Below are 26,998 nucleotides of genomic sequence, written 5' to 3'. Positions count from 1 at the left end.
TCTCCAGGGTCAGGTGTTGTGAGGAAGAAGTGGGAGCCCCGCCGGGGCTTTGAGGACGTACTCGCCAGATCCGTCGAGGCCTTCGACCTCGACGACGGTTTCGATACGCCGTGCCTGGCCTCGGCCCTTGATAAACACGACGAGATTGATGGCTTGCGCGATGAGACGGCGCGGAACGGTCGCAACCACCTCCTGGATCAGCTGCTCAATGCGATAAAGTGCCGATCGCGCCGAATTCGCATGCACCGTGGCGATGCCGCCGGGGTGGCCGGTGTTCCAGGCTTTCAGCATGTCGAGGGCTTCACCGCCCCTCACCTCGCCGACGATGATGCGGTCGGGCCGTAGACGAAGCGTCGAGCGGACGAGGTCCGCAAGTGTTGCGACGTTCGGTTTGGTTCGCAGGGTGACGGCGTCCCTTGCATCGCAGCGCAGTTCCCGTGTGTCCTCGATGATGACGACACGCTCGTTGAGACCGGCGACCTCCGCCAATAGAGCGTTGGCGAGCGTGGTCTTGCCCGAGCCTGTGCCGCCAGCGACCAGAATATTGCGACCGTTCGCCACGGCCTCCGCGAGAAACCGAGCGACGGCCGGGGTCGCAATCTGAGCTTTGACATAATCCTGAAGGCGGAACGTGGTGGTCGCAGGTTTGCGAATGGCAAAGCACGGCGCCAGCGACACAGGCGGCAGCAAACCCTCGAACCGTTCGCCCGTCTCGGGAAGTTCAGCCGAGACGATTGGACAAGATGCGCTCGCTTCCGCTCGCACGTGGCTAGCGACCAGCCGAATGATCCGTTCGACCTCGTGTGGCATCAGCATCACGCCGGCTTCGCTGCGGCCCGTGCCATGGCGGTCGAGCCACAGCCGGCCGTCGGGATTGACCATTACCTCAACGACGTCGGGTTCCTCGAGCGCCAACGCGATGGCCGGCCCCATCGCGGTACGCAACATGCCGCGACGTCGTTCGCGGGTCTCGGACGAGAGGAGATCAGACATTGCCGACCTCCTCTCGTCCCGCCGGGGAATGCCCCGGCAGCTGACCCTCGGTATCGACCGACGGGGTCTTTTTCTCGAGCGTCGACGGACCCAGTGGTGCGCCCTCCTCGAGATGCCGCATGAACAGATCGGGATTGGACGCGCTCACGCGGTCCATGACATCGGCGACCAGCCTTCCACCGGATGCGACGCGCTTGCCGACCTGTGCGACGAAGATTTCGAAGCGCTCGCGGCCCAGCGCCCGGGCGGCTTCCTGGTCGCCCGACGGCAGCGGTGGCGTGATGGTGAGGTAGTATCGAACGAACAGCGCGATGGTTTCCGCCATGATCGAGGAGTCGCGATCGAGCCGATCGAGCTGCCGGCTGATCCGATCAAGCCGCCGGATCAGCGCGCCGTCGCCGCTGGCGTCGCGCTCTGGATTGAGAAACCGGTCAAGGGCTGCGTCGGCAATGGCCGAACGGTTGGTGCCGGGCCGCTTTGCCGCAAGCGCAAGCCGGTCGGCAACATGATCGGACAGATAGACGGAGATCTTCGGTTTCATGATTGGGTCCATCAGAAGGCTGGAAGGAGATCGTCATCGTCGCGGGTGATGGCGTGCGCGCGCTGGATGGTGCTGCTGGCTACCCCTGCCGCTCGTTGCATCTGGCTACGGTCGGCTGCAGGATCCGGCTCGTCCTCGAACAGCTGCTCCTCGCCCAAGAGCACATCACCCCGATCGGGTGCGGCTTCAGCGAACAAGGCGAGTTGCTGTTTCAGCCCGCCATCCTCGTCCGCACTTTGCATCAGGTCGCGGAATGGAAGCGTCGATAGCCGCTGGTCAACCGGCCGGACCTGGCCATGCCAATCGTCGCTGCGCGGTTGCGGCCTGTCGGCGTATTGAACGCCGGCCAGGGACGGGGGCGCGAGCAACCGCCTGGTAAAGTTCGCATCCTGGTAATGCCGCAACTTCTTCGCGCGGACCGGCGAGAGCCCGGACACCAGGACGATGGCATCGTCCTGGGACATCTGCATCACCTCGCCTGGTGTCAGGAGCGGACGCGCGGTTTCCTGGCGGCTGACCATGACGTGGCCGAGCCATGGCGCGAGCCTGTGGCCGGCGTAGTTGCGCTGCGCCCGCAATTCGGTGGCGGTACCGAGCGCATCGGAAATCCGTTTCGCGGTACGCTCGTCGTTGGCGGCGAATGCAATACGCACATGGCAATTGTCGAGGATGGCGTTGTTCTCGCCATAAGCCTTGGCGATCTGGTTGAGCGACTGTGCGATGAGGTAGGCGCGAATCCCGTAGCCCGCCATGAATGCCAACGCGCTCTCAAAGAAGTCCAGCCGCCCCAGCGCCGGAAATTCGTCGAGCATCAGTAAAAGCGACCGTTGGCGTTGTGTCCCGCCATGTGCGCTCAAGGTCTCGGTCAGACGTCGACCGATCTGGTTGAGGATCAAACGAATGAGCGGCTTGGTCCGGCTGATGTCTGACGGCGGTACCACCAGATAGAGCGTCACCGGTTTGCCGGCATCGACCAGGTCGGCAATGCGCCAGTCGCACGCTTCAGTATTGCGGCCGATGGTCGGATCCCGGTAAAGCCCAAGGAAGCTGACGGCGGTCGAGAGCACACCGGAGCGTTCATTCTCTGATTTATTGAGTAACTCGCGTGCGGTTGCCGCGACAACGGGATGGACCTTCGGCGTTTGTTGCGTACCGAGATGGTTTGTCGCCATCATGATCCGCAGCGTCTTCTCAAAGGACTGGGCGGGATCGGCGAGGATTTCCGTGACGCGGGTCAGCGTCTTCTTTTCTTCCGCGTAGAGAACATGAAGGATCACGCCTACGAGAAGGGAATGGCTGGTCTTTTCCCAATGGGTGCGGCGCTCCAGCGCCCCTTCCGGGTCGACCAGGATATCAGCGATGTTCTGGACGTCGCGGACCTCGGAAGCGCCCTTGCGCACCTCAAGCAGCGGATTGTAACGCGCGCTTTTGGTGTCGGTCGGATCGAACAGAAGACAATGCGAGAAGCGCGAACGCCAGCCGGCGGTGAGTTGCCAGTTTTCGCCCTTGATGTCGTGGACCACTGCTGAGGAGGTCCAAGACAACAGGGTTGGCAGCACGAGACCGACTCCTTTGCCCGATCGGGTCGGCGCAAAGCACATGACATGTTCGGGGCCGTCGTGGCGCAGGTAGTTATTTTCGACGCGGCCAAGAAAAACGCCTTTGTCGCCCATCAATCCCGCGGAGGCAATTTCCTTTGCGGTAGACCACCGCGCGGAGCCGTAGGTTGTCACCAGTTGGTTCTGCCGCGCGCGCCAGACCGAGTTTAGAACTGCAAATAGCGCGCCCGCCACGCCGCCGCCGGCCGCAATCGCACCCGCCTGTTCGAAGATTTCCGGGGCGTAGGCTTCGTAGGCGTACCACCACTCAAACAGCCGCCACGGCAGATAGACCGGATAGCCCAGCAGCATAAACCAGGCTGCGCCTAGACCAGCCTGATGGCCAAGTGCGCCGGCTGCCCATTGCGTGGCACCCCACATCGTGACGCCGATAATGCCAAACACCGCGGCAATCTGGCCAACGTAGATTCTTGCCGGAAACATGCCCCACCCCACTCACCCCGCGACGACGTGGCGTGATGAAGAGGACGAGAACGATGCGCATTCAATCGAAATTAAAATCGCGCGCAGCAACGAAATCCAGTCACATCAAACGCGAAGGCAAGAGAGCAAGGCCACGTCTGAGTTGGCGCTGTTTGAGGAAACACCTCAATTGAATGTGAATGAGGTGACCAAATTGGACCACGCTTCCAGACGATTAGGACGTGTATCGCGACGCCCTGCTCTTTGATCAATTGGACCGGGGCGGCGTGATCGATTCGATGGTTTGAGTGGCCATCGATTGGGGGAGCCGATTTTAGTCCGTAATACGCAAGCTGCGAAACTAATACGCCGCTGTGCACGTTCTCGCGATGCCAAGGAACCGCGAGCCGCGATAACGACATGTCGATCCCGCCGAAAATCGTGAACATGACTGACCAGCGTGCTGGCGATCGTGATCATTGGTGACCGCGTGATCGGCGTGCCGATGCCGGTATCATCGTCAACGGCACCAGCACCGCCACCAGCAGCAGCAGCAGCAGCAGTAGCAACTACGCTGGATTGCGACGTTTGCCAGCAGTGCGGACCCGTTACCTCAGGCCCGTGCCGCCGTCATTTCGGACGGAGCTGAGAGGCTTTCTCGTCGTCGGGCTTGTCTGCAAGATCGTAATCGACAGGTTTGGAGCCAAGCTCGGTTACCCCCTTTGTAAGTTCGGTTCGCAACGAACTCTGGAAGTCGTCGTCATAGGTCGCGAGGCTTGTGCGGATCGCTGCTCTCCATTGATCGCCGCGGTCCCAGGCCTCCGTAAAGGCGGAAGCAAGATCGGCATGCTGCCGGTTCGCGATCATCGCTTCGATGATGGATCGGGCTTGAAGCCGGTCCTTCGAACTCTTTGCGGTTGCGTCACGATCCTCCTTCCGGCGCGATCCGACAATGAGTTTGTGGATCGCGTATCGCTCCGGTGAGGGGATCAGGACTGGCACGCCTGCACCGTGCAGCAACACCGCGCGGATGGGCTCGTAGATCAGGTAGTCGAGGAAGCGTAGCGGGAATGCCGCCGCCCCGCCCAACGCGGGCATCAGGACCGGCTTACCCGCCTGGTCATCGGACCACTGATTGGGCGTCAGGAATTCCACCTTGAACTTGTCTCTGGAGACGAACTGGGTGGAGACCCTGCCGTCGGCCTGGCTCGGAATCTCGCGAAAGGTCCGGTCGACCTGTCGAAGGACGTCCAGGATAGGTGGCATGGAATCCTTGATAGCCACCGAGATTTCGTGGAATTGCGCAAAGTCGGCGTCGCCGGTCTGCATGGCGACCGCATCAAGGCGTGTGCCGAGCACGGCCGAGTAACATTGGTAGGCAACAGTGCCGACGAGCACTCCCCGCAAGCGGAAGAAGCCGGCCTTCGCCAAGCCTTCCACCACCTGGCCAGTTATCGGCAGGGGGCGCGGCAGATAGGCCTCGCGCGTCAGTGTGGATACGAGACGGCGGCGTCCTTTCAGATCGGCCTTCAGATCCTTGAACGCCTCGACCCTTTTGGTGATTTCAGGATCGTCCAGAGGACCGACATAGCGGCGATCCTGAGCGCCGCCCTCGGGCTTGGGCGAATCGAAGTACCAATACTTCTTGGCCTTGACCTCGACGGCCACGAATCTGCCGTTCGAGGAGAACTCGGAGGTAAAGCTCTCGTCGAGACTGCGCTGGACCAGTTCGGAATAGAGCGTCTGGTAGGTGATATCGAGACGTTGGGCGGGAGCCATGGCAGACAATCCGTTATACTATTTCTGCGAAAATAGTATAACGAGGGGAACTCAAACACAAGGCAGCTATACTAAAATCGCAAAAATAGTATAACTTGTTATATATCAATATCTTATGAGGTATTATCTGGACTATAAGCCCAGCCCGCGCTTTTGTCCCACTGACCATGAAATCCCTTCGCCGCCGACGACGCCGATGACGGCCTGCCCCTTGGCCCGCTCGAGCACTGGCCGCCACGGCACCAGGCTGAAGTCACGCGCCCGCTCGATCAGCGCAAAGCGGCCGCTGTTAAGCGTCAGCATACGGCGATAGGTGCCGGTGATCCGATGACCCGCTTTGGTCTCGGCGTAATCAAGACCAGTCTCGCGCGTCATGCGCGCGCCTACCTCGGCTAGTTCCCGCCGTTCCAGTGTTTGAAGAAGATTGCGCGCATAAGCGATCCCTCCGCCCTGTTCGCGCGCAAGGCCTTGCTCCAGCAACCACTGGCGCCGCGAGCGAAGCGCGCTTTCGAATTCCAACCCCAGCCCTGATGAAGCGACCATCTCCGGCGATCTGGCAACGAGTTGTTTGTCGAGGAAGGTTGCACCGGACGCGCCGGGCAGTTCGTCAAGGCTCTGCCAGGATAGCACTGTGATCCGCGCCGGGCTGTGCGATCGCTGTAAGGCTTCAAACTGACCTGCGCGTTCAAGATAAGCCACACCAACGGACCAGTCGCCGCCGCTTGAGCGCTCGGCCAGGCCTTGCCGCCGCATCGCTTCCAGCCGGCGGGCATGCGTTTGAATGTATTCCCCGGACGCTTTCGGATCGAACTCTCGATGCAGCTCAGTGCTGTAGACGCCCTGATTGCGCAGAGCCACCTCCGCGATGGTCCGATCGACGTCGCGCGGGCCGACATCGCGCGCGCGAACCTCGATGATGGTATTTCGGATCAGGGGGTCGTCGGTCACTTGCCGGACCCCGAGATCGACGTAATGCGTTCGCCCATCGATCCCGTCCACGATCACGTATTGGCGGTCGTGCAGCTCGTCGGAGAGCCCTTCCGCGACCAGCCGCCCGATGACCCGCGCAGGCCCGGCCTGCCCATCGAAGATCACATGGTCACCGGCCGCGCGGTGGATACCGACGGCGGTCAGATCGCGATGCATCGTCTTGATGATGTCGCCGCGTTCACCCATCCGCCGCAACGCCGGCTCCATTTCCGGAACAACCCGCCACACGCCGGGGGCGGCCTCCTCTGCCAGGCCCATCTGCTCCAGCGTTCGTAGCCGTCCCATACGCATGGCATGCCGCGACGGATCGTGCTCAGGTTTGGCGGCAAGCCTCAAGGTTCCCTCACTCGCGTCCCGCAGGATGGCGCGATCGAGCCGGGTAAACCGCTCGGCGCCGACTTCGTTTTCAAGCTTGCGCAATGTCTCCAGTTCGCTCTCCGGCCCCAACTCGCGGGTGATGAGTTCGCTGGCGCGCGCGCGGATGCCATGGGCGATGTAATCGCGCGCGATCACGAGATCCCTGCCCTGGTCGTCCTTGCCACGCACCACGATGTGGCTGTGAGGATGACCGGTGTTGAAGTGATCGACCGCCACCCAATCCAACCGCGTGCCGAGGTCGGATTCCATCTGCCGCATGAGGTCACGCACGAACGGCTTCAGTTCTGCCAGCTCATTGCTATCCTCCGGAGCGACGATGAACCGGAATTGGTGGCGGTCTTCCGCGCCTCGTTCGACGAACATCTTTCCGTCGGCACGGTTGCTGCTGGCGTCATACAACTTGCCGGGATCGCCCTCACGGGTGACGCCGTCGCGCTGAATGTAGCGCAGATGGGCTCTTGCGGCGCCATTGTCGCCCGCCTTGATGCGGACAATGCGCGCCTTGATGACCACCCGGCGCGCACCCGCCGGACGTTGGCTCGCGGACACCGTTCCCTGGGCATGGCCGCGGCCGATCCGCGAGCCGATGAAAGCCGACTTTCTGTGCGGTCGCCCCGCGCCAGCTTTCGCGGCGATCTTGCGCACGCGTTCGACATAGCCTGCGGTCTTTCGTCCGCGGCGATTACCGATCCGCCCCAACCTGACCCGGAATTCATCGTCGGTGTCTGACATCGCCGCTCTCCGCGCTCAGCGCCGGAGTATGTGCGTGCTGTTCTGCCTTGCTGCAAGACGGAGACGTGTTTCGTCAATCGCGCCAGGGCGCTGCTGCCTCTTTGGCGACAATGCCGGTACGGCAGGCGACAAATCTTGGATGTGCAGACAACGACTTAGGCGCAACGGAGCGCCAGTGCTTTTATCTTGCCCTCCCGCTTTCTCATCCGATCGATGGGCTCATTCTGGATGGTAGGATCGTTTGACCGGTGCCCCATTCGCGTAGGGAAACCTGATCGCAAGCCTGAGATGGCACGCAGCGGTTGGCAGGATAGCCGCTCTCGCCGGCTCTCCCGGGTGCTCTAGCCCACCCCCTGGCTCTGCCTTTCGATCATCTCGCGGGTGACCACTTTCGTGTGGTCGCGCTCCCGAAATCGGCTCGCGAACTCTTCGTCGCTGAGCTCGTCATCGCCATAATCGGTGTAGTCGAGATGATTCCAGGAACCTTCCTGCGACCTTTCCATACCGTACAGAGGGCCCACAAATCCGCTCCGCGGGATGATATAGGAACGGACAAACGGATTGTTCTCGTAAGGCCGTTTCACGAACTGGGCGCCATGTGTGTTTTCGATGAACCAGGGTTGCCCGCCGAAATATCCGAACTGCTTTGCGATAATTGCGTTCAACCGATGCAAGGCCGCCAGAGCGTCCTCGCGCAACGAATGATAGGTTTCCGGATTGAAATGAATCGAACGATTCCGAAGGTCGCCGAGAGCAAGGAACTCTGGCCCAACGCCGTCCGCCAGGACCTTCCAGTCCGCGAGGACTGAGACCGCAAACGGCCATTTGTCGAAGGATTCTTTGCGATAGACATTCTTGTAGTGTTCGGACGACTTGAAACTATCGCGCAGGTCAAGCACGAGATGGTTCAAGATGCGCTCACCTAACGCACATGCCGCAACCAGCGCCGGATAGTACGTGGCCGCAATGAATGACCGGCGCGCCTGCTCGTGCAGCGTATTGTGATAAGCGAGCAGAGACATCGACTTTGGACCGAGGTCGGCCGCGTTCTTGACGACGTCCTCGATATGGAGCGCGCCATATTGCAGCTCGAGCCGCTTGATCTGCCGCGCGCGGTTCTCAAGATGAAGCTGCTTAACCTGCTCGTCCCAATGCTCCTCGGGCTCCGCGAGGCTTAGGGGTGTCGAGTCAAAATCGAACGAAAAAGGATGATAGCGGCGAGCATGGCGATCGGCGAGATTGGCATGCCCGCTATAATCATAGACCCCATGGGTCAAGTCGGTGATTGTTTTTCGCATACGACACACTGGCCTCGGTAGTTTGCGAGAGATTAAAGTATCGGCTTAGCCCGCCTTAAGGCAAGCTGGGACCAATCTGTGCAAGCGCCGATCTGCCAGGTTCATATTTAAGAGTAGGCGCCTAGCCGTCCGGATTCCAGGTCCACAGCGGGCGCGCGACACCGAGAAGATCGCACCTTAAAACCGGGCCGAAATACCTTGAGTCAAATGAATTCGGGTGCGGCTGCAGCAAGAAGAATTCGCCTTCTATCAATTTCATGCAGCCTTCCCAGGCTGGCAGCGGACGCCCCCGCGGGTCCTTTTCGGAGGTCTCGGCCACGATCTTTCCGTTGACCGAGATAACGCCGCCTGAGTCCTTGGAACGACAGACTTCGTCGCCCCCGATAGCCCCGATCTGCTTGAGGAGCGGCACGGCGGGCGGCAGGATTTCGCGGGCGACGATCATCAGCTCGATCAAGGGCGGTGGCTGGACCACCGCCAGTTCATCGTGGATCGGCAGCCGGTTCTCCAGATAATAAAAGCCCAGCGGCGCGCTGCCCGAGGCATTGTAGATGACGAGCGGCGGACGACGTTCAAAGGTGACGAGCATCGAAACGACGGCCGTCGAAATCGCCGCGAGGAGAGCGATTTGCGGACGCAAACGGGCACGATCAATCCGCATCGGAGGTCGACCTCCGCTTGTTGGCTTGTGAATAATCGACGAGGTCTTCGATGTGATACCGGACGTATCGTCCATGCTTGCGGTAGAGCGGGCCCCTGCCCTGCACCCGCATCTTTTCCAGGGTGTTCTTGGTGAGCCGCAGCCAGGCGGCCGCTTCCACCGTATTGAGAAAAGGCGGTTCGGGCTCTTTCTTCTCGTCGTCCGTCATGCCCAACGCTCCCTGTCCCGCGGCTCGTCAAGATGCGAGTGCGTGAACAAGCGTCGTCAAATTGTAGAGCGAGCGGGAGTGGCGAAGATGAGGGGACGCGAATTCGCCACCCCATGTCGGCAAAGGTGGTCAAACCGGCAAACCGCCGAGACGGCTAGGAGAGCAGATCGCGGTAACCGCCCTTCATCAACTCGGTGCCCTTGGCAACCAGCCGCCTTGTGCGGTCTTTCAGGAACTGGCTCGGCCCTTGCCATTCCTCGGCTACTTTCTTCTCGCCGAAGATCGTGATGGCGATCTGCCGATAGGTCTTGCCCGAGAGGCTTTCATCGAGAGCGATCAGCGCATGATGCAGGCGTTCGTCGATGGCAAATGCCTGCCGATTGGTGGCGGACGGCGCCTGTTCCGTCAACCGATGGAGGCGTTTGAGTAATTCGGTTTGCGCGTTCAGGTCGGCAAAACCGTCGATCTCGAAGATCGGCGCAAACTCATTGGTCAGTACCGCGACATCGTGGATTTCGACCGCGACGTGGACACCTGGTCCCTTCAGCAGCACGAACGGAACGTTATCGACGCCGATCGCCGCGGTACGGTCGGCCTTGAACCTCGACAGTGTGAGCGGAGTGAGGCCTTCACGGTGTGTTGCCGGCGCGGCCCGGAGGCGGACCACCTGCTTCAGCGCGGCCATATGCCAGAAAACCGGGGCTTGGCGGGCCGCGACCGAGGGATCGGCGAAGGCATAAAGTCCCCATCCTTCGGCGCGGGGAAAGCGCCGCCGCAGCCGCAACAGCCGGGTGCCGTCCTTCAGGGTAACATGCGGCAGGCGCCGGGGCACGGAGCTACGCCAGTCCGCGCCGTAGTCCGGATTTCGACGCAGAAATTCCCACGCCCAATCGCTTGGATCGTAGGACGCTGGACCACAGGAAATAGCTGTATCGCGCGGAAGACCGCGCGATTGATCGGCGAGGTCGCGGTTCAGGAGAAGCCCCAGGCATTCAGACAAGCGATCAAACGAACCATGATCGTCGAAACAAAATGCGGCGAGAGAACGGCCCCCGCGTTGATTGCGCGGGGGCCGGACTTGCCTAGTCTGCCGGGTTCCAGATCAGGGCGAAGACGCTGTCATCGTCCTGGCCGGCGGCGCGGCCGAGATTGGCGTAGAGCTTGCGCGGTCCGAACTCGGGTGCGGCGAGCGACAAGCTCACATAGTCCTTGCCACTGTTCTCGCCGCGCCGGATCCAGCCTGCCCCGATCTCGACGCCTTGGGTAACGACCCGAAAGTCGGGGTGGGTCTCCGCGCTCTTGTCGCGGTTCGGGATGATGTCGATGTCGGCCCGGATCGAGACGGTCTTGAGCTGGCCCTTGTAGCCGCCGTTGTCGTTCTTGGTGACGTATCCGATTGCAGGCATGGTCTGTCCTCCTGTTGTTCGCGAGGGGCCGATCCCCTGCGATGGCGAGACCGTGATGGGGAGCGCACCACCGATGAACCGGCTTCGGGCGCAGCGCAGCGGAGCACCTGAGCGGGCACCTTTTTTGGAGCGAAGCGGGCGCGAGGAGCCGGAGCCGTTTGGTCCGGCGGGGAAAAAAGGAGACCGCGATGGTTTCATCAGGGGGGCGATTCCCATAGGTCGTCACGCCAAGGAGCAGGAGATCGGAGCCACCGACATCAGTAGGACGGGTCTTGCGCACGTGATGGCGCCGGACGATACGGTGCTACAGCCAGCCCAAGACCGCCTCGATCGGGGCCGCCGTCGATAGCATCCCGAACCGCGACAAGAATGCGGAGACCCACCCGGGCTTCAGGTTCGTCAAGCAAGGTGTCGTAATCGGCGCTGGCAGGGTACGGCGTGACGAGAACAGCCGCATGGACCAGGTGAGCCTGTCGCTGGCGGCGCCCGAGTTCGGGCCGCGCAACCGCTCAACCAATCGTTCCCGCGCGGCCGGCGAGGACGACAGCGTCTTCGCCGTGATCTGGAATCCGGCGGACTAAGCCAAGTCCGGTCCTCGCGCGATCAGCGCGGGGACCCCCGCTCGCCGCGTTTTGCTTTTGGCGCTATCGCGTTGGAGTGACGGCGCTCCATGCGGCGGAGCGGCGAGACGCGACGATGCGCGCCTCCGTATCTATTTTACGATTGTCGTGTAGACTTCATGTTGTGCATGCCGATTCTCGGCCGGCACTTTCGTTAGTCCCGTTTTCAAATTGATGGAGGGCATCATGGCCAAGAAAGCGAAGAAGGCAAAGAAGGCTGCAAAGAAGAAGACCGCCAAGAAGAAGAAGTAACTTCAGCCGAGCCTCTTTAGCTTCCTGACATCGTCGCGATCGCCTGAAGGATTCTGCGCAAGCGGGTCGAGGGCGTTGTCGATGGTATCGGTAGCGCTCACTAGAAGCCGGACCTTGGTGCAGCTGATCGCTGCATCAAGGTCCGGTTTTTTCATGTGGTATTCGACAGTGGGGCGCCTCACTGCTGCGAGGCTAAGCTTCAGCGGTCAGCCGGGCAGAGCGGCATTAACTCTACGGAAAGCCGTGCAGCAGCGGCGGCAATACCTGCACCAAGAGCACCGCTGTGGAGGCCAGTGCCGACAGGCCGACCATCACCTGGCTCAGGCAGGTCCGCTTCAACGTCGCTTCGGTGGTGCTTATTGCGTCGGTTGAATTCGGCATCGGTTTGCTCGCTCTGGTGCACTGCAGGATGGAACCTGCTTTGAGCTATAGGCTGAGTCGCGGGCGGCGCCGTCGATCACATTTCGCCTGACACGATTGACTCTTTTGCGACTCGGCGACTCCCGAATTCGGGCGCGGAGCAGGCCTCAGCGCCCGAATCGCTAGCCTCAATCGCTGGTAAACAAAGGCTTAATAGCCTCCCAATCCGTCGCAATTTGCAGGGTTTTATTCGGGTCATAATGGCGAGGCGGAAACGCCATGTAGCGCGGCACCCAGCCTTCGGTGCGTTCACGTCCTTCCCCGGTCAGGCAGTCGTGCACGATCTTCCTTTGCACCTTTGCGGTCTCCGAGACATTGGCGTCCGCGACCGCCTTCCCGGCCACTTCGCCGAGCATTGCGTTGACGGCCACGCGATCGCGCACGAGATCGAGGAAGGTATCGTCTGCCGTCCACCACCGGACCACGTCCGGTTTGACGACCACGCCCGCGGCTTCCACCAAGGCAGATCCAGCCGCGAGGGTCTCGGCCATGACCACGGTCAGAACCTTCAGCACCGCCTCATCCGGTAACGCCAGCAGCCGCGCGAAGACTGTCGCGCCCCAATGGGGATCACCATTGCCGCGCGTCACCGTCCCCTGATAGCTCGCCTCCATGTCGAGCAACTGCAGGATGGCATTGCGCGCGGCCTCGAAGGCGGTCTGGGCCTTGCTTGCCGTGATGCTGGCCGCGATCTCTTCTTTGTAAGCCCGTTGTGGATCGGGCTTGACGCTCCACAGCGGCGATCCGGCGACCATGTGGGCGACGGCGAGCCGCAAGGCGACGCCGGGCCGGGCGAGCAGTTCGGCACGGACGATGGCATGGCGGTGGAGTGCAAGATAGTTCTCGGCCGCCTTGGTGAGTTCGGGCTTTGCCGCCTTGTCGGCAGCCTCCTCCCCCTCGCCTTCGGCATTGCCGCCGTTGCGGCGCGGGCGTTCGTCGCGGGCGAGATAGCCTTCATGGACCTCGACCTCCCCGGTGTCGCGGATTTCGATGAAGGCGCTACCGCCGTCCTCCTTTGGCGTTTCGACGTGCTGCCATGTCTGGAACCGCTGCCCTTTCTCGAGCACCGACACCTTCCAGCCCTTTGAGACGAGTTCGTCCCTTAAGCCAGCGATGGCGACATTCTGCAGCGCCCAGAAGGCGTCGCGGTCGGCAAAACAACTGACATCGCCGAACAGGTCGGTGATGACCTCACCCTTGTAGTCCTCGATCGCAAACAGCGCCGCGCCAGTCGCGATCTGCTCAACGCCGAACAGCCACTGCTTCAGCTGGTAACCGCGCGGCGCGCCTTCCGCCTCCTCGTTTTCCGGGTCACTTTCCTGCTCAAAGGCCGCGATCCATTCCTTTTGCTGGCGGCGGGTGGCGGAGGCGAGAAGCTGGAGGTCCTCCGGCCTGATATCGCCATCGCGGTAGGCATCCTTGATCCTTGAGTGCAGCGTAGCCAGCGCGAACCGTTGCTTCACATACAGTTCGGTCACGCCGAACGTCAGGGCGATGTCGGCAACGCCGCGCCCCTGCTTCAGGAGCTTGGCGAATGCCTCGAATTCCTCAAGCTCGTTCATCGGCGCGCGGGCGACATTCTCGATCAGGGATGCCTCCACCGCGCCGGCATCGTCGCCCGGTTCGGTGACGGCACAGGGCAGCAACACCTCGGTAGCGGCAACGCCCTGCTCTTCGGCGACCCTGGAGGCCGCGAAATAACGCCGCCGTCCGGCGACGATTTCGAAACCCTCGCCGTTCGGCCGGACCAGCAGTGGCTGCAATACGCCTCGTGCGCGGATCGACGGCAGGATGTCGGAGACATCCGGCGGCTTGCGGCCGTGGCGAACATTGACGTTCGCGATCTTCAGATTGCTGAGCGGAATATGTTGCAAGTCCATGGTCTTTCTCCTTTGGTTTAGAACAGGCTCAACTGGTTGCGTGCGATCTCATCGAAGAGCCCGATGTCGAGAGGCTTTTGGGGTTTGCGGGGAAGAAGCGGCTGCGCCATCAGATGGTCGAGCCGCTGGCGTACCGAGACCGGCGTCACAAAGGGTGCGAGCAACTGCTCACCCGCCTCCGTCCGTTCGGTCACGATGTTCGCTGGTGCAAGTGCCGGGATTTGGGTCACCGCGCCGCCTCGTCGTCCGGCAAGGCGGCTTCGGAGTTCCTGAACGCGAGCAGGAAGTCGGCGGCCTTCGAGGCCTTGCTGGCGGCGCGAAAGATGGCGCGATTGTCCGAACGCAGGACGCTCAGCCAGTTGCCGAGATAATCGGCGTGGCGCACGGTCGGCTGGATCGATAGCGCGGCGCAGACAAAGGCGGCCGTGATCTCGGCGACCAACTCCTCGTTGGCGTAAGCCTTCGATCCGAAGGAGCCGGTGAGATCGCGGCCCAATCGGCTCGAATGCCCGGTCCAGTGCCCCAGTTCATGAAACAGGGTCCGGTAGTAATTGATCTGATCGAAGAAAGCGGGTTGCGGCGGAATGTGGACCGCGTCTTCCGAAGGCCTATAGAAGGCGTGCGCCCCGCCGGTGCGGATATCGGCCAGTGTCCCTTTCGCAAGCGCCTCGGCCTGCGGTACGATCTGGCGTTCAGGCAAGGCGGGCGCGGAACCAAGACAATGGTCCGGGAGGTTATCGCATTGCGCGACGTTAAAGACGGTATAGCGCCGCAGGAACGGCACCGCCTCGCCCTCGCGGTTTCCGTCATCCTGGCCTGATGAGGCTTCGCCGCCCGCGCCGCCTCCCCGATCACGCTTGGGAATGAACTTGTCGGCGTAGCAGACGGTGACCCCGTGTTCGCCCTTGCGCACGCTTCCCCCAAGGCTGAGGGCTTGACGAAAGGTGAGCCAGCTTTGCGAGGCGAAACCCTGATCGAACAACCGACCCCAGAGGATCAGCACATTTATACCGGAATAGGATTTCCCGGTTGCGGCATTGCGCGGCAATCCGAGCGCGGCGTTCCCCGGGCTAGCGCCCCAAGGCTGCGCCCAAGGGAAAGTGCCGATTTCCAGATCGGCGATAATCTGTGCTGTGATCTCCTCGTAAAGACTTGCCTTGGGAGCTTCCTTGGGGCCTTCCTTAGGCCTCTCCGCGCGTTCCCGTAGTGAATGGTTGGTCATGGCACTCTCCGCTCGCTCTCTTCTTCTTCCGCGTCCTGCCCCCGGAAGGCGGGGTGGGCGGCGAAGAGCGACCGGACAGCCCCGAACGCAGAGGCGGGCTGCACCTGTAAGGCCGGAGCGTCAGCGGAGGACCGCGAGCCGAACGCAATCGTCATTTCGAAATTTGATGGCTCGCGGTTGCGGCACGCCGGTTCGGGGCTATACGGAAGCGCCGCCCACCCCGTCTTCTGGGGGCCACTAAAAACCGGCCGGCCGTTCAGGCCGGCTCCGCAGATCTGTCTGCGTCAGCTAGCGTGCGTGCCTGATGGTGTGGCGATGCAGGCGCAAACTCCTGTCGCCAACAGACCATCCCGCCATGCCTCGCTATGTCTGCGCCAGGGATCGAAGCCGAAGGCCGAGACCGCGTCAGCGGGCTCGGTTCACGAGAGCCCGACCCGCATGCGAAGCATGCCCTGCGGGTGGCGCCCTGCTACGACAAGAGCTGCCGGACTTTCTGTTTCAGGATCGGATCATCCGTGCATACCGCCCATTCCAGCAAAGTCTGCCGGACCGTCGTGGCCAGCACGCCGTGAAGCGCCAAGCGGTCCAGAACAAGTGATCGGTCGGTCTCAATTCGCGGGACCGAGAGGTCCGCTAGCACACGTACGTCGTAGCCGAGGCTGACCCCTTCCAGGGCCGCCACGAAAACCTCCTCCTCGAGCCAGGCACCGCCTAGAAATACGATGCCAACATTCGCCGCCGCGAGTGAGTCCATAATCTCTTGGTCGTGCCACAAGGCGAGACAGTCGATACTGGTCGGTACGATCGAATGAGCGAGCCCATCCGGAATTTGATTGCGTTCATATTCGCCGATGGCAAGCTGAGTGACGCCGAAGACATCTTGACACACCGGAAGTAACGCCAGACTTGCACGGCGACGCGCCGCGAACTCGACCGGCATACTGGCCTGTTCGCCGCGCGTCAGATTGATCAATACAACTCGGCTGCGCCGCGGATCTGCCAGCATTTGGATTCTCTATACGATCCGCCCGTGGCGCCACTTACCGAGGGTGAAACCGTCATCACTACGCAGCCGCCGGAATTAAATCGGGTGCAAGCAGGATCGGGCCCTCGACGTCCGCGTTTCGATACATCGCCGCGAGCGCTTGGTCGGAGGCATGGAGGTAGCCGGCCAGTGCCATGGTTTGCCCAAGCCGCTGTGGAGGTGCGATGCGCTCAAGCGGCCAGCCTGCGCGACGGAGAATGCGCTCCATCCGCGTATCTGTGACCGTTACGATCGATTCGGCGTTGGCGGCCCGCGCACCTTCGATCATGGCAGCAAACAGCATGAAGGTTGCTCGATTGAGGCCATTCTCTGCAAGTTCGGACGCGAGCTTGGTATCAACGCAAAAACGCGAACTCTCGAGGACTCTTTCGCTGCGCGGCGCTGGCTGCCCGCCAAGCAAAACGGGAAAGGTGTCCGCGAGCATGGTTGGTCCCGTGGTCGGAAGCAGACGCACGCCGCCGACGAGATTGTCCTCAGCTGACATGACAAGGAGATAGGTGGGATTCAGTGCGTCATAGACATCCAGCTCCAGGTCACCGGAGACGGAGACGGTCCAGTCAAGACGATCTTTGAAGACTCGGCGACGAAGCCGATACATCTCCGTGAGCAAATCGAGATGTTGACCAAAATGACGATTGTCGAGTGCGACGGCGTACATGGTGACCTCCGGTTGAAGAGAGAGGTCACAACAACAGATACGGAAGTGAGCCGCGCCTGCACTTTTTTACAGGTAGGTCTCGCTATTTGGAAAAGTGAAGAAGTTTCCGCAAACGAAAACTGATCTTTAATCAGCGTAAAATCAATCCCACCTCGTCAGCGAAGCAGATTGATTCGTGTCCGAAAGGATGCAGAAAATGTCAGCTTGCTCAGGGCAATAGCCGGCGACGCAGTGCTTCCGCAACACATTGCGCAATCGATGTCGCTCTCAACTTGCGTCGTGCGTTTTCAAGATGGAAAACAACAGTACGCGGCGCGATGCCGACAAGGACGGCCGTGTCAGCCACCGTCTTGCCTCGCGCGGCCCACGCCAGGCACTGACACTCGCGCTGGGTCAAGACGGCGTCGCCAGCCGACTGATCGCATTCAGCACCCAGCCGCGCCGCTACGTGTGTATGGAAATACAGCCCCACAAGCTGAACGACATTTTTCGACTTGGCGACGAGCTGTTCTGGCCGCATGGCCCAATCGTCCGTCGCCAAGGTAAACGCGGCCACTCGTCCGAAGCCGCCTCTTATCGGCACGGTAATGCCGGACTCGATGCCAAAGGTGGTCGCCTCTTCGAAGAATTTTCGTTGCTCACGATTACCCGTCGGGGCTGATGCGCCCGAACCCCAACTGAACAGATCATGCTCAACCCGCGCACGCCGAACGACGGGGTCGAGTTGCTCGTAGTGCAGGTCAAAATACCGGCTGGTCCAGGATTTGGGATAAGAGGAAATTAGTTTCGGCGCGTCCTCAACAATTCGTAGATAAGCAAAATATCGAAAGCCAAGACGCTGCGTCACGCGTGTTGCCACCCGCTCGAAACTGTCGTCATCGTGGGCTGTTTGAATAGCATCAATAAACTCCTGAAACGAGTGTTCTATCGAGTTCATATTTGCCGCCAGATTTGCGTTGTTGACGAGGTCACCCGCATGGCAGGCGTCGACTACGAAACCATTTCGACGTCCGGCAATCCCACCCGCCACGGGTTCTTGGTGCGAGTGAACACGCACACGATGGTCCAGCGATAGGCATCACAAACTCTCCGACTTGCTAGGACCAGCAGCGGCAGACCAACGTAATTCGCAACAAGCGCTACAGACACCAAGTTCGATTCTGAGCCGAGCATCAGCTATCGCGGGAACCGAATTATCCTCGCAATAGCGCTTGAGGCCGCGCGGCTTGCCTACTTTCTACTGCAACAAGCCTGGTTCCAGTTTGCATCACGACAGTGAGGCTGCGAACGCCATACGAGGAGACGCGAATATCCGAAAGCAACCACCCGCGACCCCATCCTACTGAACTTCGACCATTCCGCAATGAAAAACCTATTGCGTATAGCGTAATGATAGCCCAATTTCACTAGAAGCCGGCCAAATCCACGCCTTTCCGGCATCGTCCCGCGATGACGTAGGCCGTCATGCAGGGGTTTGGGGTCCAAGTGTCGGGCACTTTGGGTGGTCCGGGAATTGCGCATGGAATGCCGGCTCTACGAACATCGCTCAGAAAATCTGAATAGCCGGAGGGCTTTGTCTATGGATATTCGTCTCATTCGCTCATTCGTGGAGGTGATCGATCGCAAGCACTTTGGCCGAGCGGCCGAGGCGCTTCATACAACGCAACCGGCCATCAGCCAACATGTGAAGAAACTGGAGGAGCGGCTTGGATGTAGTCTCCTTGAGCGCAGCGCAAATGGGATGCGTTTAACACCGGCCGGAGGCGTGTTTCTTGCCCATGCGAAGTGTCTCCTCGCGCTTGCTCATCGAATGGACGAGGACACCCGTGCGGTGGCGAGCGGGGGCGCAGGATCTCTAAGCATTGGCCTGTCGACGGCAGTCCTCGCTTGCGCGGTCTCGACAAAACTGCGGGCCATTCGCGAGCAAAATCCTCTTTTGAAGCTAAGCATTGCCGTTCACCCTGGTGATCTACTCGAGGATAGGTTGCTCAAGGGCGAGGTCGACCTTGCGATCACCACCCTGAATTCCAAAACCGCGCCGGTTGCATCGGTTACATTGTTCGATATGCCTCTCGGCATTGCCATGCCTGGCGACCATCCGGCCGCACAGACCGAAAAGGTATCATTGGAGGTACTCGACAAGGCGCCCTTGATACTTTTCCCGCGGGAAGCCGCGCCTGCAGTATTCGATTCTATTATCGCAAGCTGCCATTCCGCGGGCCTGGTTCCCGAAATCGTGGAGCGAACCATCTCCTTTTCGACCGTGATGGCGCTTGTTGCATCAGGCGCCGGGTTCGGATTTATCCCGGTTGCGTTGGCTGGGTCGGCTCCAGAAGGCGTTGTCATAAGGCCGATTGACATCGCCTCTCCGCCCGCATTCAGCGTCCAGGCCCAATGGCTGCGATCCAGGAAAAACGCCCTGAACGGCAAGGTGCTCGATGTTTTATGCGGCTCATAACGAAACGTAATCGGGAACCAATCCAGTATTATTGGACGACTAACCTCCCGCAAAGCTAGATTCCGTTCTCGATACGCAGAAAGAGACCAATCGTGAAAATTATTCTGGATATTGAGAATACCACCCTCGACACATGGCGACGACTTTACGACTCGACATGCACCGTAGAACTCTCGGCAGCGGCTCGTGGTTCAATCGAAAGGTCGGCGGCAGCCGTCGCGAACATTGTCAAGGAAGGCAAGGCAGTCTATGGCGTGACCACCGGGTTCGGCAGCCTTGCCGACCAAGTGATCGCTCCTGACAAGCTCTCCGAGCTTCAGCACAACCTTATCCTGGCTACCACTGTCGGCGTGGGAGACCCGCTTCCGGACGCCGTCGTGCGGCTGTGCCTGGCCTTGAAAGTCGCCACGCTAGCCCGCGGCTATTCCGGCGTCCGACCAGTTATCGCTGACGGCTTCCTCACCCTCCTCAACAGTGGCTGGCTGCCGGTCGTCCCGTCTCAAGGTTCCGTTGGTGCGTCTGGCGACCTCGCCCCCCTGGCTCACATGGCCGCCGTGCTCTTGGGTTTCGGTCGCCTGCGGCGCGGTGCGGAAATCGTGTCTGCCGGCGACCTCCTGCCGCGGCTGGGTCTCCAACCTCTCGTGCTGCAAGCGAAAGAGGGACTCGCACTGGTCAACGGCACCCAGGTTTCGACCGCCCTGGCACTTGCCGGACTGTTCGAGACGGAGAAGCTGTTGAGATCGGCTATTGTCATCGGAGCACTCGCGACGGAGGCCGTGGCGGGGAAATCTGAGGCGTTCGATGCGCGAATTCACGAAGTGCGCCGGCAGCCGGGACAGATCGCGGTCGCTTCGGCTTATCGCCAACTTCTTGTGCCGAGCGGTTTCAGGGACGCTTCCCACACTTCCGGCAGGCGACAAGATCCCTACTGCATTCGCTGCCAACCTCAGATTCTTGGAGCTGCGCTCGACTTGCTCAGGCACTGCTCGGGCGTGCTCGCGAGAGAAGGCGATGCCGTGACCGACAATCCCATCGTCTTTCCCGATACCGGCGAGATCCTCTCGGGCGGCAACTTCCACGCTGAACCAATCGCGTTCGCTGCTGACATTCTGGCGCTCGCGTTGTCGGAGATCGCAACCCTCTCCGAGCGGCGCATCGCCATGATGGTCGATGCAAACCTTTCTGGACTTCCACCTTTTCTCACCTCCGAGCCGGGGCTTCATTCCGGCTTCATGTGCGCCCAGATATCCGCAGCCGCACTCGTTGCCGACACGCGCCAGCGCGCGCACCCTGCGAGCATCGACAATGTTCCAACGGTGGCCAACATGGAAGACCACGTGTCCATGGCGACGCATGGAGCTCGCCGACTTCTGGGAATGGCGGAAAACGTCACAGCGATCTTGGCAATCGAAATGCTGGCGGCTGCCGAAGGCTGCGATCACCGCGGATTGAGACACGGAAAGCGATTGGGGGCACTTCACGACCTGGTCCGCGCGTCGATCCCGTCACTTGCACGCGATCGCTGGTTCGAACCCGCCATCCAGGATGCAATTGCACTTGTAGGCGCAGGAAAGGCCGCATCATTCTTGGACGAGAACGACCTCGCACTGCTTGCATAACTTGAAACAGGGCTCTCATTCATGGATATTCCTAGCGCGACTCTGTCACCTCAAGCGGCGTATCGTTTGCTGGTCGGAGCTGTCGTCCCGCGACCTATCGCTTGGGTTACGAGCCTGTCAGAGACGGGTGTACTTAACGCAGCGCCCTTTAGCTGCTTTACCTTTGTCTGCTATTCCCCACCTATGATCGCCATCAGCGTTGGCCGCAAGGGACACCAACTCAAGGACACATCCCGAAATATCGCAGCCAGGAGGGAGTTTGTCGTCAATATCGCTAGCGATGACATAGCCGATGTCGTCCATCAGACATCATGTGAATTGCCGCCGGAAGAAAGTGAAATCGCGGCTCTTGGATTGCAGGTCGACCCCTCCCAACTAGTTGAGGTCCCTCGTATCCGCATCGCGCCGGTATCAATGGAGTGTCGGTTGCACAGCACGATCGAGTTTGGAAGCTTGCGGACCGAACTCATCGTCGGAGAGATTCTCCTGTTTCACGTCAAGGATGAATACTACTCGGACGGCAAGATCGACTCAATGCGACTGCGTCCACTTGCACGGCTCGGCGGCCCTCGTTACATGCGCTCCGGCGCGGAAATTCGGTCCAATCCCATACCGGCCACCTTCGGCTAGCGGCTTCCCAAACCCTTACTGGGTCGGAGACTTAATGAGGCGGCACAACATACTTGAGGTTCTCGTTCAGAAAATGAACAATGGACAGATACCAACGTTTCAGAATCGCTTTTGGACGCCGTCTGCCGTTCATCGCTGGATCTCCTTGAACGATCAGTGAGCCAGGCAGACGATGCCTATGAATAATGCGTTCACGAGCAATGCGAGTAAGGCCATTGGCGAAATCCAGGCATCGGTGATTCCAGGATCATTGGAATGTGGGGGACAATATAGAGGATGCATTTTCCAGGCCCTCCAGTGATCGGCTTCAGATTCCCAAACTTCGATTTATCCAGCAGTGGCAACGATGGCCGCACGTGGTTGCCGCCGGTCTTGCTCCGCGCGAAATTGGCCGAGATATCGTTCCACGATTGTAGGATCGGCAGCCAGCACGTTGCTCGGTCCGCTGAGGGCAATTTCGCCGTTCTCGAGCAACATTCCGCGCTCGGATGTCTGCAAGGCGGCACGCGCATTCTGCTCGACCAGGAGGATGGACACGCCGCTATCGCGCAGCTGCCTTATCATCTGAAAGATTTCCCGAACAATGAGCGGTGCCAGTCCGAGGCTGGGCTCGTCCAGCATCAGAAGCTTCGGCCGTCCCATTAGCGCGCGCCCCATGGCCAGCATCTGACGCTCGCCGCCCGATAGCGTACCGGCCTGCTGCGAACGCCGTTCACACATACGCGGAAACAGTTCGTAGACCTCCGCAAGCCAAGAATTCGCAATTTTGCGGTTGCGCCCCGGCGCTCTGAAACTGCCCAACAACAGGTTGTCCTCGACGGACATCGATCCGAACAACTCCCGCCGTTCAGCAACCAGCCCCAGGCCCAGCCCGACACGCACTTCTGGTGGTAGTCCGGTCAAAGGCTGTCCTTCGAAACGGATGCTTCCTCTCGAAGGGAGCAATCCCATAACGGCATTGAGCAGCGTCGATTTTCCGGCGCCGTTGGCGCCGATGATTGTCGTAATGCTGTGGGTATCGACGACAAATGATACTCCTTTCACCGCATCGACGCCGCGATATCCGACGCGAAGGTCCTCAACTTCCAGCATGCTCACGCGGCGCTCCCAAGATAGGCTTCGATGACGGGTTGACTGCCCCTGATTTCCGCGGGCCTTCCCTCCTCCAGCTTCGATCCAAAGTTCATCACCACCAGGCGGTCCGCTAGACCCATGACAAAGTCCATGTCGTGCTCGACTAGAAGAATCGTAATCCCCTCGCCCCGCAACTTGACCAGCAAGTCCCGAAGCGCCTCTTTTTCAAACTGCCGCAGACCCGCCGCAGGCTCGTCCAGCATGAGAAGGACCGGATCGAGACAAAGCGCGCGGGCGATTTCGATGATGCGTTGTTGTCCAAGAGCAAGACTGATTGCCGGCTTGTCACAATGCTCGGCAAGACCCACCCTTTCGAGCTGCCGGTATGCCTCGCCGAACAACTGCCGGTCCTCGTTGCGATCCATGCGTGCTATGCCTCGAAGCGCGCCGGCGCTGCCCCGTAGATGGGCGCCCAACGCAACGTTCTCAATGACGGACATCCGGGAGGCCAGTTTGACATGCTGGAACGTTCGCGCGACTCCAAGCGGCGCAATCTGGCGCGACAACAGCCCTACAGTTGGTTTTCCGTTGAAGTGGATTGTTCCAGCGGTCGGATGAAGGACGCCCGTAATCAGGTTGAACGTGGTGCTCTTGCCTGCACCGTTCGGACCGATGAGGCCGACAATCTCCCCGCCCTTCAAGCTGAACGAGAGTCTATCGACGGCAACGAGTCCTCCGAATGCCTTCGATAACGAGTTAACCACCAGAAGTCGATGATCGATCACACGCGTTGGCCGGCGGATCAAATCCTCAGCTGTCCCGTAACTCTGGGCAGGCTTGGCCGAGATTCGATCAAGCAGGCGGGCGACGTGAGGCCAAAGGCCGTCCGGCGCCTTCTGCAATACAACAAGAAGGATCAAGCCGAATGCAATGGCCTCAAAGTTTCCTCCGATGTCAAGAATGTGAGGAAGGACATTCTGAATCTGGTCCTTGAGAATGGTAACGACGCCGGCGCCCAACAACGCTCCCCACAGAGAGCCAGCGCCACCTACGACCATCATCAGAAGAAATTCAATGCTTGCATTGAGACTGAACGGGCTCGGATTGATTGCTCGCTGCATGTGCGCATACAACCAGCCGGCCAGCCCGGCCAACACGCCGGCATAGATGAAGGCGACTATTTTGGCTCCGCCGGTGTCAACCCCGAAGGCTTCCGCCGCCAAGGCTCCTCCTCGAAGTGAACGAATGGCCCGCCCGATCCGGGAGTCGAGCAGGTTCCGTGTCAACAGCAACGACAGCCCCACAAGGGCCCAAATGACGTAGAAGATGCTGCGGCTATCGAGCAGTTCGATTGTACCGATCCGCAGCGGCGGAATGCCGGCAATTCCATCGTACCGTCCGAAATAATCCAACGATCCCAGCAAGAAGAAGAAGCTGACATTCCAGGCGATCGTTGCCAAAGCTAGATAGTGACCGGCGAGACGCAACGTAATCACACCCACAAGCCACGCAGCGACGCCGGAGACCAACAATGACGCCGGCAACGTAAGCCATGGTGAAATACCGAACTTAGTGGAAAGTATCGCCGTTGCGTAGGCACCTACTCCCATGAACATCGCCTGGCCGAACGACGTCATTCCACCGACGCCGGTAAGCACGACCAGCCCGATCCCGATGATCGCGTAGATCCCGATGTAGTCCAGCAAGGTGATCCAGAATGACGAAATCACTCCCAGCTGCGGAACGAGCGCCAGAACAGCTGCGCTGACCAGCAATAACGCGTGCGTGCGTGTCATTCTTCTTCCTCCGCTTCGACGAAGGTCTGATGCATCGATCTCCAGAGCAGGACGGGGATGATCGTCATGAACACGATGACTTCCTTTAACTGACTGGACCAGAACGACGAGAACGCCTCGACGATGCCAACCCCAATCGCGGCGATGGCCGCGAGCGGAAAGCTCACGAGCCCGCCAATAATTGCGGCAACGAAGCCCTTCAGTCCGATAATGAAGCCGGTATCATAGTAAATCGTCGTGATCGGTCCTATCAGGATGCCCGATAACGCTCCGATGAACGCGGCCAGCGAAAACGCGACCCGGCCAGAGAGCGTCGGCGCAATTCCGGACAATTGGGCGCCGATGCGATTCAATGCCGTGGCACGCAGTGCTTTTCCAAGAAGTGTCTTCTCAAAGAAAGTGAAGAGCGCAGCCACGATGAGGATTGTCACCAGTGCGATTGCCATAGCTTGACCGGTCACTGTGAGACCAGCCAGCGAAAACGAATCTTCGAACATTCCGACTGTACGGAAGCCTTCGGCGCCAAAAAAGAAGAGACCGAGGCCGGTCAACACGAGATGCACGCTGACGGCTGCAATGAGAAGCAGCAATGCGCTAGCGTCTGCTATGGGTTGAAACGCGATACGGTAGATGTTGCTTCCCATCGGCGTTATGATCGCCAGCGCAAGCAACATCTGGATAACTGGATGCGGCTTACCTGGAGCCAGGGCAATCGTGGTCAGCAAAATCAGCACCGGCAGCACGACTGCTTCAAGTGCGAGACGGCTCAGTCTGACAAAGCTCGCCTCCCCCCGCTCGGACCACGCACTGACGCCCAGCGCCATCAATCCCAGAACGACACTGAAATATGCAGTGCTGGGGACTATACCTTGCTGCAGGAAGGCGAGGCTGAGCGCTCCATAAGTGACGAATTCGCCTTGCGGCACGTAGATTACCCGCGTGACCGCGAAAACGATCGTCAGAGAAAGGGCCAGCAGCGCGTAGATCGCACCGTTGGTTACCCCATCCTGAACAAGTGCCGTTAGAATGCCTAAGTCCATGTTACGTCCGATCGCGCCTGAAGGCCGCTCTCCCGCGGAGCACGTTTTCTCGCGGGAGATCGCACCTGGTCTTGTCCAACAGTTACTCTACGAGCTTCCACTTGCCGTCCTTGACCGTGACCATGACGCGCGCGCGCTCGTCCTGCCCGGTATGGTCGGTAGCCGTCATGTTGTAGACCGCGTGAGTTCCCGCGACCTCCTTCACCTGTTCGATGGCATCACGAAGGGCGCTCCGGAATTCGGGGGTACCCGGTTTTGCCGTCTTGAGGGCAGACGGAATGGCCTTTTGCAGAATCAGGAATGCATCGTAGACATACCCACCGAAGGCATTCGCCGTGCCTTCGCCATAGACCGCGTCGTATTTCTTTCCGTATTCGATACCGGGCTTCTTGGTCAGCGCTGAATCCGGCAGTTGGTCGGCGACCAGGATCGGTCCAGAAGGCATGAAGATTCCTTCGACATCCTTGCCGCCGACGCGGATAAAATCATTGTTGGCGGCGCCATGGCCGACATAGAGCTTGCCCTTATATCCACGTTCGCGAAGGGCTTTTGCCGGCAGGGCCGCCGGCGTTCCGGATGCTCCGATCACGACAGCATCGGGATTTGCAGCCGCAATCTTCAGGGCTTGGCCGGTGACGCTAGTATCGTTGCGCGTGTAGCGCTCGGCCGCCACCATTTCAATGCCGCGCGCCTTGAAGCCTTCCGTGAACTCCGCGAACCAGCCGTCGCCGTAGGCATCGTTGAAACCGATGAATGCTGCCTTCTTGACGCCCGCCTTCGCCAGGTGCCGTACAATTGCGGCGGCCATCAGTGAATCGCTCTGCGGTGTCTTGAAGACCCAGCGGCGCTTCTCATCGACGGGATCCGTGATCTTCTGCGAACCGCCGAGCGAGATCATGGGAATCTTCAGTTCGCTAACGGTTTCGACGGCTGCCAGCGAGACCGGGGTCGTTGTTGGCCCGATGATCAGATCCGCCTTCTCATCGGTTGCAAGCTTGCGAATATTGGCGACACCTTTCGTCGTGTCCGTGCCGTCGTCGAGCACGATCCAGTTGACGGTGACGCCAGCAATTTCCTTCGGCAAAATCTTGAACGTATTGCCTTCCGGAATTCCCAGTGAGGCCGCGGGGCCCGTCATGGAAAGGCTCGAGCCAACGACCAATTGCTGGGCTGACGCCGCAGCAGAAATCATTGCAAGTCCGAACACAGTACCAGCCAAATATCCTGCTCTTTGCACGTTCAACTCCTCTGTTTAAGCAACACCTGTTGTTTGCAAT

Annotated in this window: 26 protein-coding genes; 4 read left to right on the top strand and 22 right to left on the bottom strand. The window is 60.1% G+C overall.

All coding sequences use genetic code 11. The features are described from left to right. Positions 1-9 precede the first annotated feature (9 nt). The 10 genes from trbB to ACSQ84_RS03680 all read right to left on the bottom strand — a co-directional run bounded on the left by trbB (position 10) and on the right by ACSQ84_RS03680 (position 11,007). Positions 10-993 carry a P-type conjugative transfer ATPase TrbB gene (gene trbB, locus ACSQ84_RS03725; RefSeq protein ID WP_436210281.1) on the bottom strand — a complete coding sequence of 328 codons (984 nt, stop codon included), beginning with the start codon at positions 991-993 and terminating at the stop codon, positions 10-12. Further along, entirely contained in the window at positions 986-1,534 is a 549-nt protein-coding gene (locus ACSQ84_RS03720; RefSeq protein WP_436210280.1) for a CopG family transcriptional regulator, read from the bottom strand. The genes trbB and ACSQ84_RS03720 overlap by 8 nt, the downstream gene beginning before the upstream one ends. An 11-nt stretch (positions 1,535-1,545) precedes the next feature. Then, positions 1,546-3,576: a conjugal transfer protein TraG gene (locus tag ACSQ84_RS03715; protein WP_436210279.1), complete on the bottom strand. Its 2,031-nt coding sequence runs from the start codon at positions 3,574-3,576 to the stop codon at positions 1,546-1,548. Positions 3,577-4,185: 609 nt separating this feature from the next. Beyond that, complete coding sequence (locus ACSQ84_RS03710; RefSeq protein WP_436210278.1) at positions 4,186-5,334, bottom strand: nucleotidyltransferase family protein; 1,149 nt, start codon at positions 5,332-5,334, stop codon at positions 4,186-4,188. A gap of 132 nt (positions 5,335-5,466) precedes the next feature. After that, on the bottom strand, positions 5,467-7,434 hold the full coding sequence (gene rlxS, locus ACSQ84_RS03705; protein ID WP_436210277.1) for a relaxase/mobilization nuclease RlxS: 1,968 nt from the start codon (positions 7,432-7,434) through the stop codon (positions 5,467-5,469). A gap of 341 nt (positions 7,435-7,775) precedes the next feature. Continuing rightward, positions 7,776-8,732 carry a hypothetical protein gene (locus ACSQ84_RS03700; RefSeq protein ID WP_436210276.1) on the bottom strand — a complete coding sequence of 319 codons (957 nt, stop codon included), beginning with the start codon at positions 8,730-8,732 and terminating at the stop codon, positions 7,776-7,778. Positions 8,733-8,853: 121 nt separating this feature from the next. Further along, complete coding sequence (locus tag ACSQ84_RS03695) at positions 8,854-9,393, bottom strand: S26 family signal peptidase (protein ID WP_436210275.1); 540 nt, start codon at positions 9,391-9,393, stop codon at positions 8,854-8,856. Next, complete coding sequence (locus tag ACSQ84_RS03690; protein WP_436210274.1) at positions 9,383-9,601, bottom strand: helix-turn-helix domain-containing protein; 219 nt, start codon at positions 9,599-9,601, stop codon at positions 9,383-9,385. The genes ACSQ84_RS03695 and ACSQ84_RS03690 overlap by 11 nt, the downstream gene beginning before the upstream one ends. Positions 9,602-9,755: 154 nt before the next feature. Continuing rightward, complete coding sequence (locus ACSQ84_RS03685) at positions 9,756-10,601, bottom strand: DNA -binding domain-containing protein (RefSeq protein WP_436210273.1); 846 nt, start codon at positions 10,599-10,601, stop codon at positions 9,756-9,758. Between the two features lie 82 nt (positions 10,602-10,683). Then, positions 10,684-11,007 (bottom strand): DUF736 domain-containing protein, encoded by a 324-nt coding sequence (locus ACSQ84_RS03680; RefSeq protein ID WP_436210272.1) that lies wholly within the window; start codon positions 11,005-11,007, stop codon positions 10,684-10,686. A 296-nt stretch (positions 11,008-11,303) separates the two neighbouring features. Between ACSQ84_RS03680 and ACSQ84_RS03675 the strand changes: the two genes are divergently transcribed. Beyond that, complete coding sequence (locus tag ACSQ84_RS03675) at positions 11,304-11,588, top strand: DUF736 family protein (protein WP_436211167.1); 285 nt, start codon at positions 11,304-11,306, stop codon at positions 11,586-11,588. 293 nt (positions 11,589-11,881) lie between these two features. On the opposite strand, the gene ACSQ84_RS03670 is transcribed toward ACSQ84_RS03675, so the two are convergent. The 8 genes from ACSQ84_RS03670 to ACSQ84_RS03635 form a co-directional block, all read right to left on the bottom strand. After that, on the bottom strand, positions 11,882-12,034 hold the full coding sequence (locus tag ACSQ84_RS03670; RefSeq protein ID WP_436210271.1) for a hypothetical protein: 153 nt from the start codon (positions 12,032-12,034) through the stop codon (positions 11,882-11,884). 76 nt (positions 12,035-12,110) lie between these two features. Beyond that, positions 12,111-12,260: a hypothetical protein gene (locus ACSQ84_RS03665; protein WP_436210270.1), complete on the bottom strand. Its 150-nt coding sequence runs from the start codon at positions 12,258-12,260 to the stop codon at positions 12,111-12,113. Positions 12,261-12,427: 167 nt separating this feature from the next. Continuing rightward, a complete protein-coding gene (locus ACSQ84_RS03660; protein WP_436210269.1) occupies positions 12,428-14,179 on the bottom strand; it encodes a ParB/RepB/Spo0J family partition protein in 1,752 nt (583 codons plus the stop codon). Positions 14,180-14,196: 17 nt separating this feature from the next. Further along, entirely contained in the window at positions 14,197-14,409 is a 213-nt protein-coding gene (locus tag ACSQ84_RS03655) for a hypothetical protein (protein WP_436210268.1), read from the bottom strand. Further along, a complete protein-coding gene (locus ACSQ84_RS03650; RefSeq protein ID WP_436210267.1) occupies positions 14,406-15,401 on the bottom strand; it encodes an ArdC family protein in 996 nt (331 codons plus the stop codon). The genes ACSQ84_RS03655 and ACSQ84_RS03650 overlap by 4 nt, the downstream gene beginning before the upstream one ends. A gap of 469 nt (positions 15,402-15,870) precedes the next feature. Beyond that, complete coding sequence (locus ACSQ84_RS03645) at positions 15,871-16,407, bottom strand: hypothetical protein (protein ID WP_436210266.1); 537 nt, start codon at positions 16,405-16,407, stop codon at positions 15,871-15,873. Positions 16,408-16,465: 58 nt separating this feature from the next. Then, a complete protein-coding gene (locus ACSQ84_RS03640) occupies positions 16,466-17,104 on the bottom strand; it encodes an acyl-homoserine-lactone synthase (protein ID WP_436210265.1) in 639 nt (212 codons plus the stop codon). A gap of 208 nt (positions 17,105-17,312) precedes the next feature. Continuing rightward, on the bottom strand, positions 17,313-18,134 hold the full coding sequence (locus ACSQ84_RS03635) for an autoinducer binding domain-containing protein (protein ID WP_436210264.1): 822 nt from the start codon (positions 18,132-18,134) through the stop codon (positions 17,313-17,315). A 549-nt stretch (positions 18,135-18,683) separates the two neighbouring features. Here ACSQ84_RS03635 and ACSQ84_RS03630 point away from each other — a divergent pair. The 3 genes from ACSQ84_RS03630 to ACSQ84_RS03620 all read left to right on the top strand — a co-directional run bounded on the left by ACSQ84_RS03630 (position 18,684) and on the right by ACSQ84_RS03620 (position 21,811). Next, complete coding sequence (locus tag ACSQ84_RS03630) at positions 18,684-19,562, top strand: LysR family transcriptional regulator (protein ID WP_436210263.1); 879 nt, start codon at positions 18,684-18,686, stop codon at positions 19,560-19,562. Between the two features lie 89 nt (positions 19,563-19,651). Beyond that, positions 19,652-21,181 carry a histidine ammonia-lyase gene (hutH, locus tag ACSQ84_RS03625; RefSeq protein ID WP_436211166.1) on the top strand — a complete coding sequence of 510 codons (1,530 nt, stop codon included), beginning with the start codon at positions 19,652-19,654 and terminating at the stop codon, positions 21,179-21,181. Positions 21,182-21,202: 21 nt separating this feature from the next. After that, a complete protein-coding gene (locus ACSQ84_RS03620; RefSeq protein ID WP_436210262.1) occupies positions 21,203-21,811 on the top strand; it encodes a flavin reductase family protein in 609 nt (202 codons plus the stop codon). Positions 21,812-22,138: 327 nt separating this feature from the next. Here the strand turns inward: ACSQ84_RS03620 and ACSQ84_RS03615 are convergent, their stop codons facing one another. The 4 genes from ACSQ84_RS03615 to ACSQ84_RS03600 form a co-directional block, all read right to left on the bottom strand. Continuing rightward, positions 22,139-22,903, bottom strand: coding sequence for an ABC transporter ATP-binding protein (locus ACSQ84_RS03615; RefSeq protein WP_436211165.1), 765 nt, complete (start codon positions 22,901-22,903; stop codon positions 22,139-22,141). Between the two features lie 2 nt (positions 22,904-22,905). Beyond that, positions 22,906-24,681 (bottom strand): branched-chain amino acid ABC transporter ATP-binding protein/permease, encoded by a 1,776-nt coding sequence (locus tag ACSQ84_RS03610; RefSeq protein WP_436210261.1) that lies wholly within the window; start codon positions 24,679-24,681, stop codon positions 22,906-22,908. Then, the gene (locus ACSQ84_RS03605; protein ID WP_436210260.1) at positions 24,678-25,721 is read right to left on the bottom strand and encodes a branched-chain amino acid ABC transporter permease; all 1,044 of its coding nucleotides are present in this window, start codon (positions 25,719-25,721) and stop codon (positions 24,678-24,680) included. Before ACSQ84_RS03605 ends, ACSQ84_RS03610 begins: the two co-directional genes overlap by 4 nt. Before the next feature lie 82 nt (positions 25,722-25,803). Beyond that, on the bottom strand, positions 25,804-26,913 hold the full coding sequence (locus ACSQ84_RS03600) for an ABC transporter substrate-binding protein (protein ID WP_436210259.1): 1,110 nt from the start codon (positions 26,911-26,913) through the stop codon (positions 25,804-25,806). Between the last annotated feature and the right edge of the window lie 85 nt (positions 26,914-26,998).

Origin of the sequence: Bradyrhizobium sp. LjRoot220 (assembly GCF_964252915.1) — a bacterium.
Classification (GTDB): Bacteria; Pseudomonadota; Alphaproteobacteria; order Rhizobiales; family Xanthobacteraceae; genus Bradyrhizobium.
This window is presented reverse-complemented; position numbering and strand designations above follow the sequence as displayed.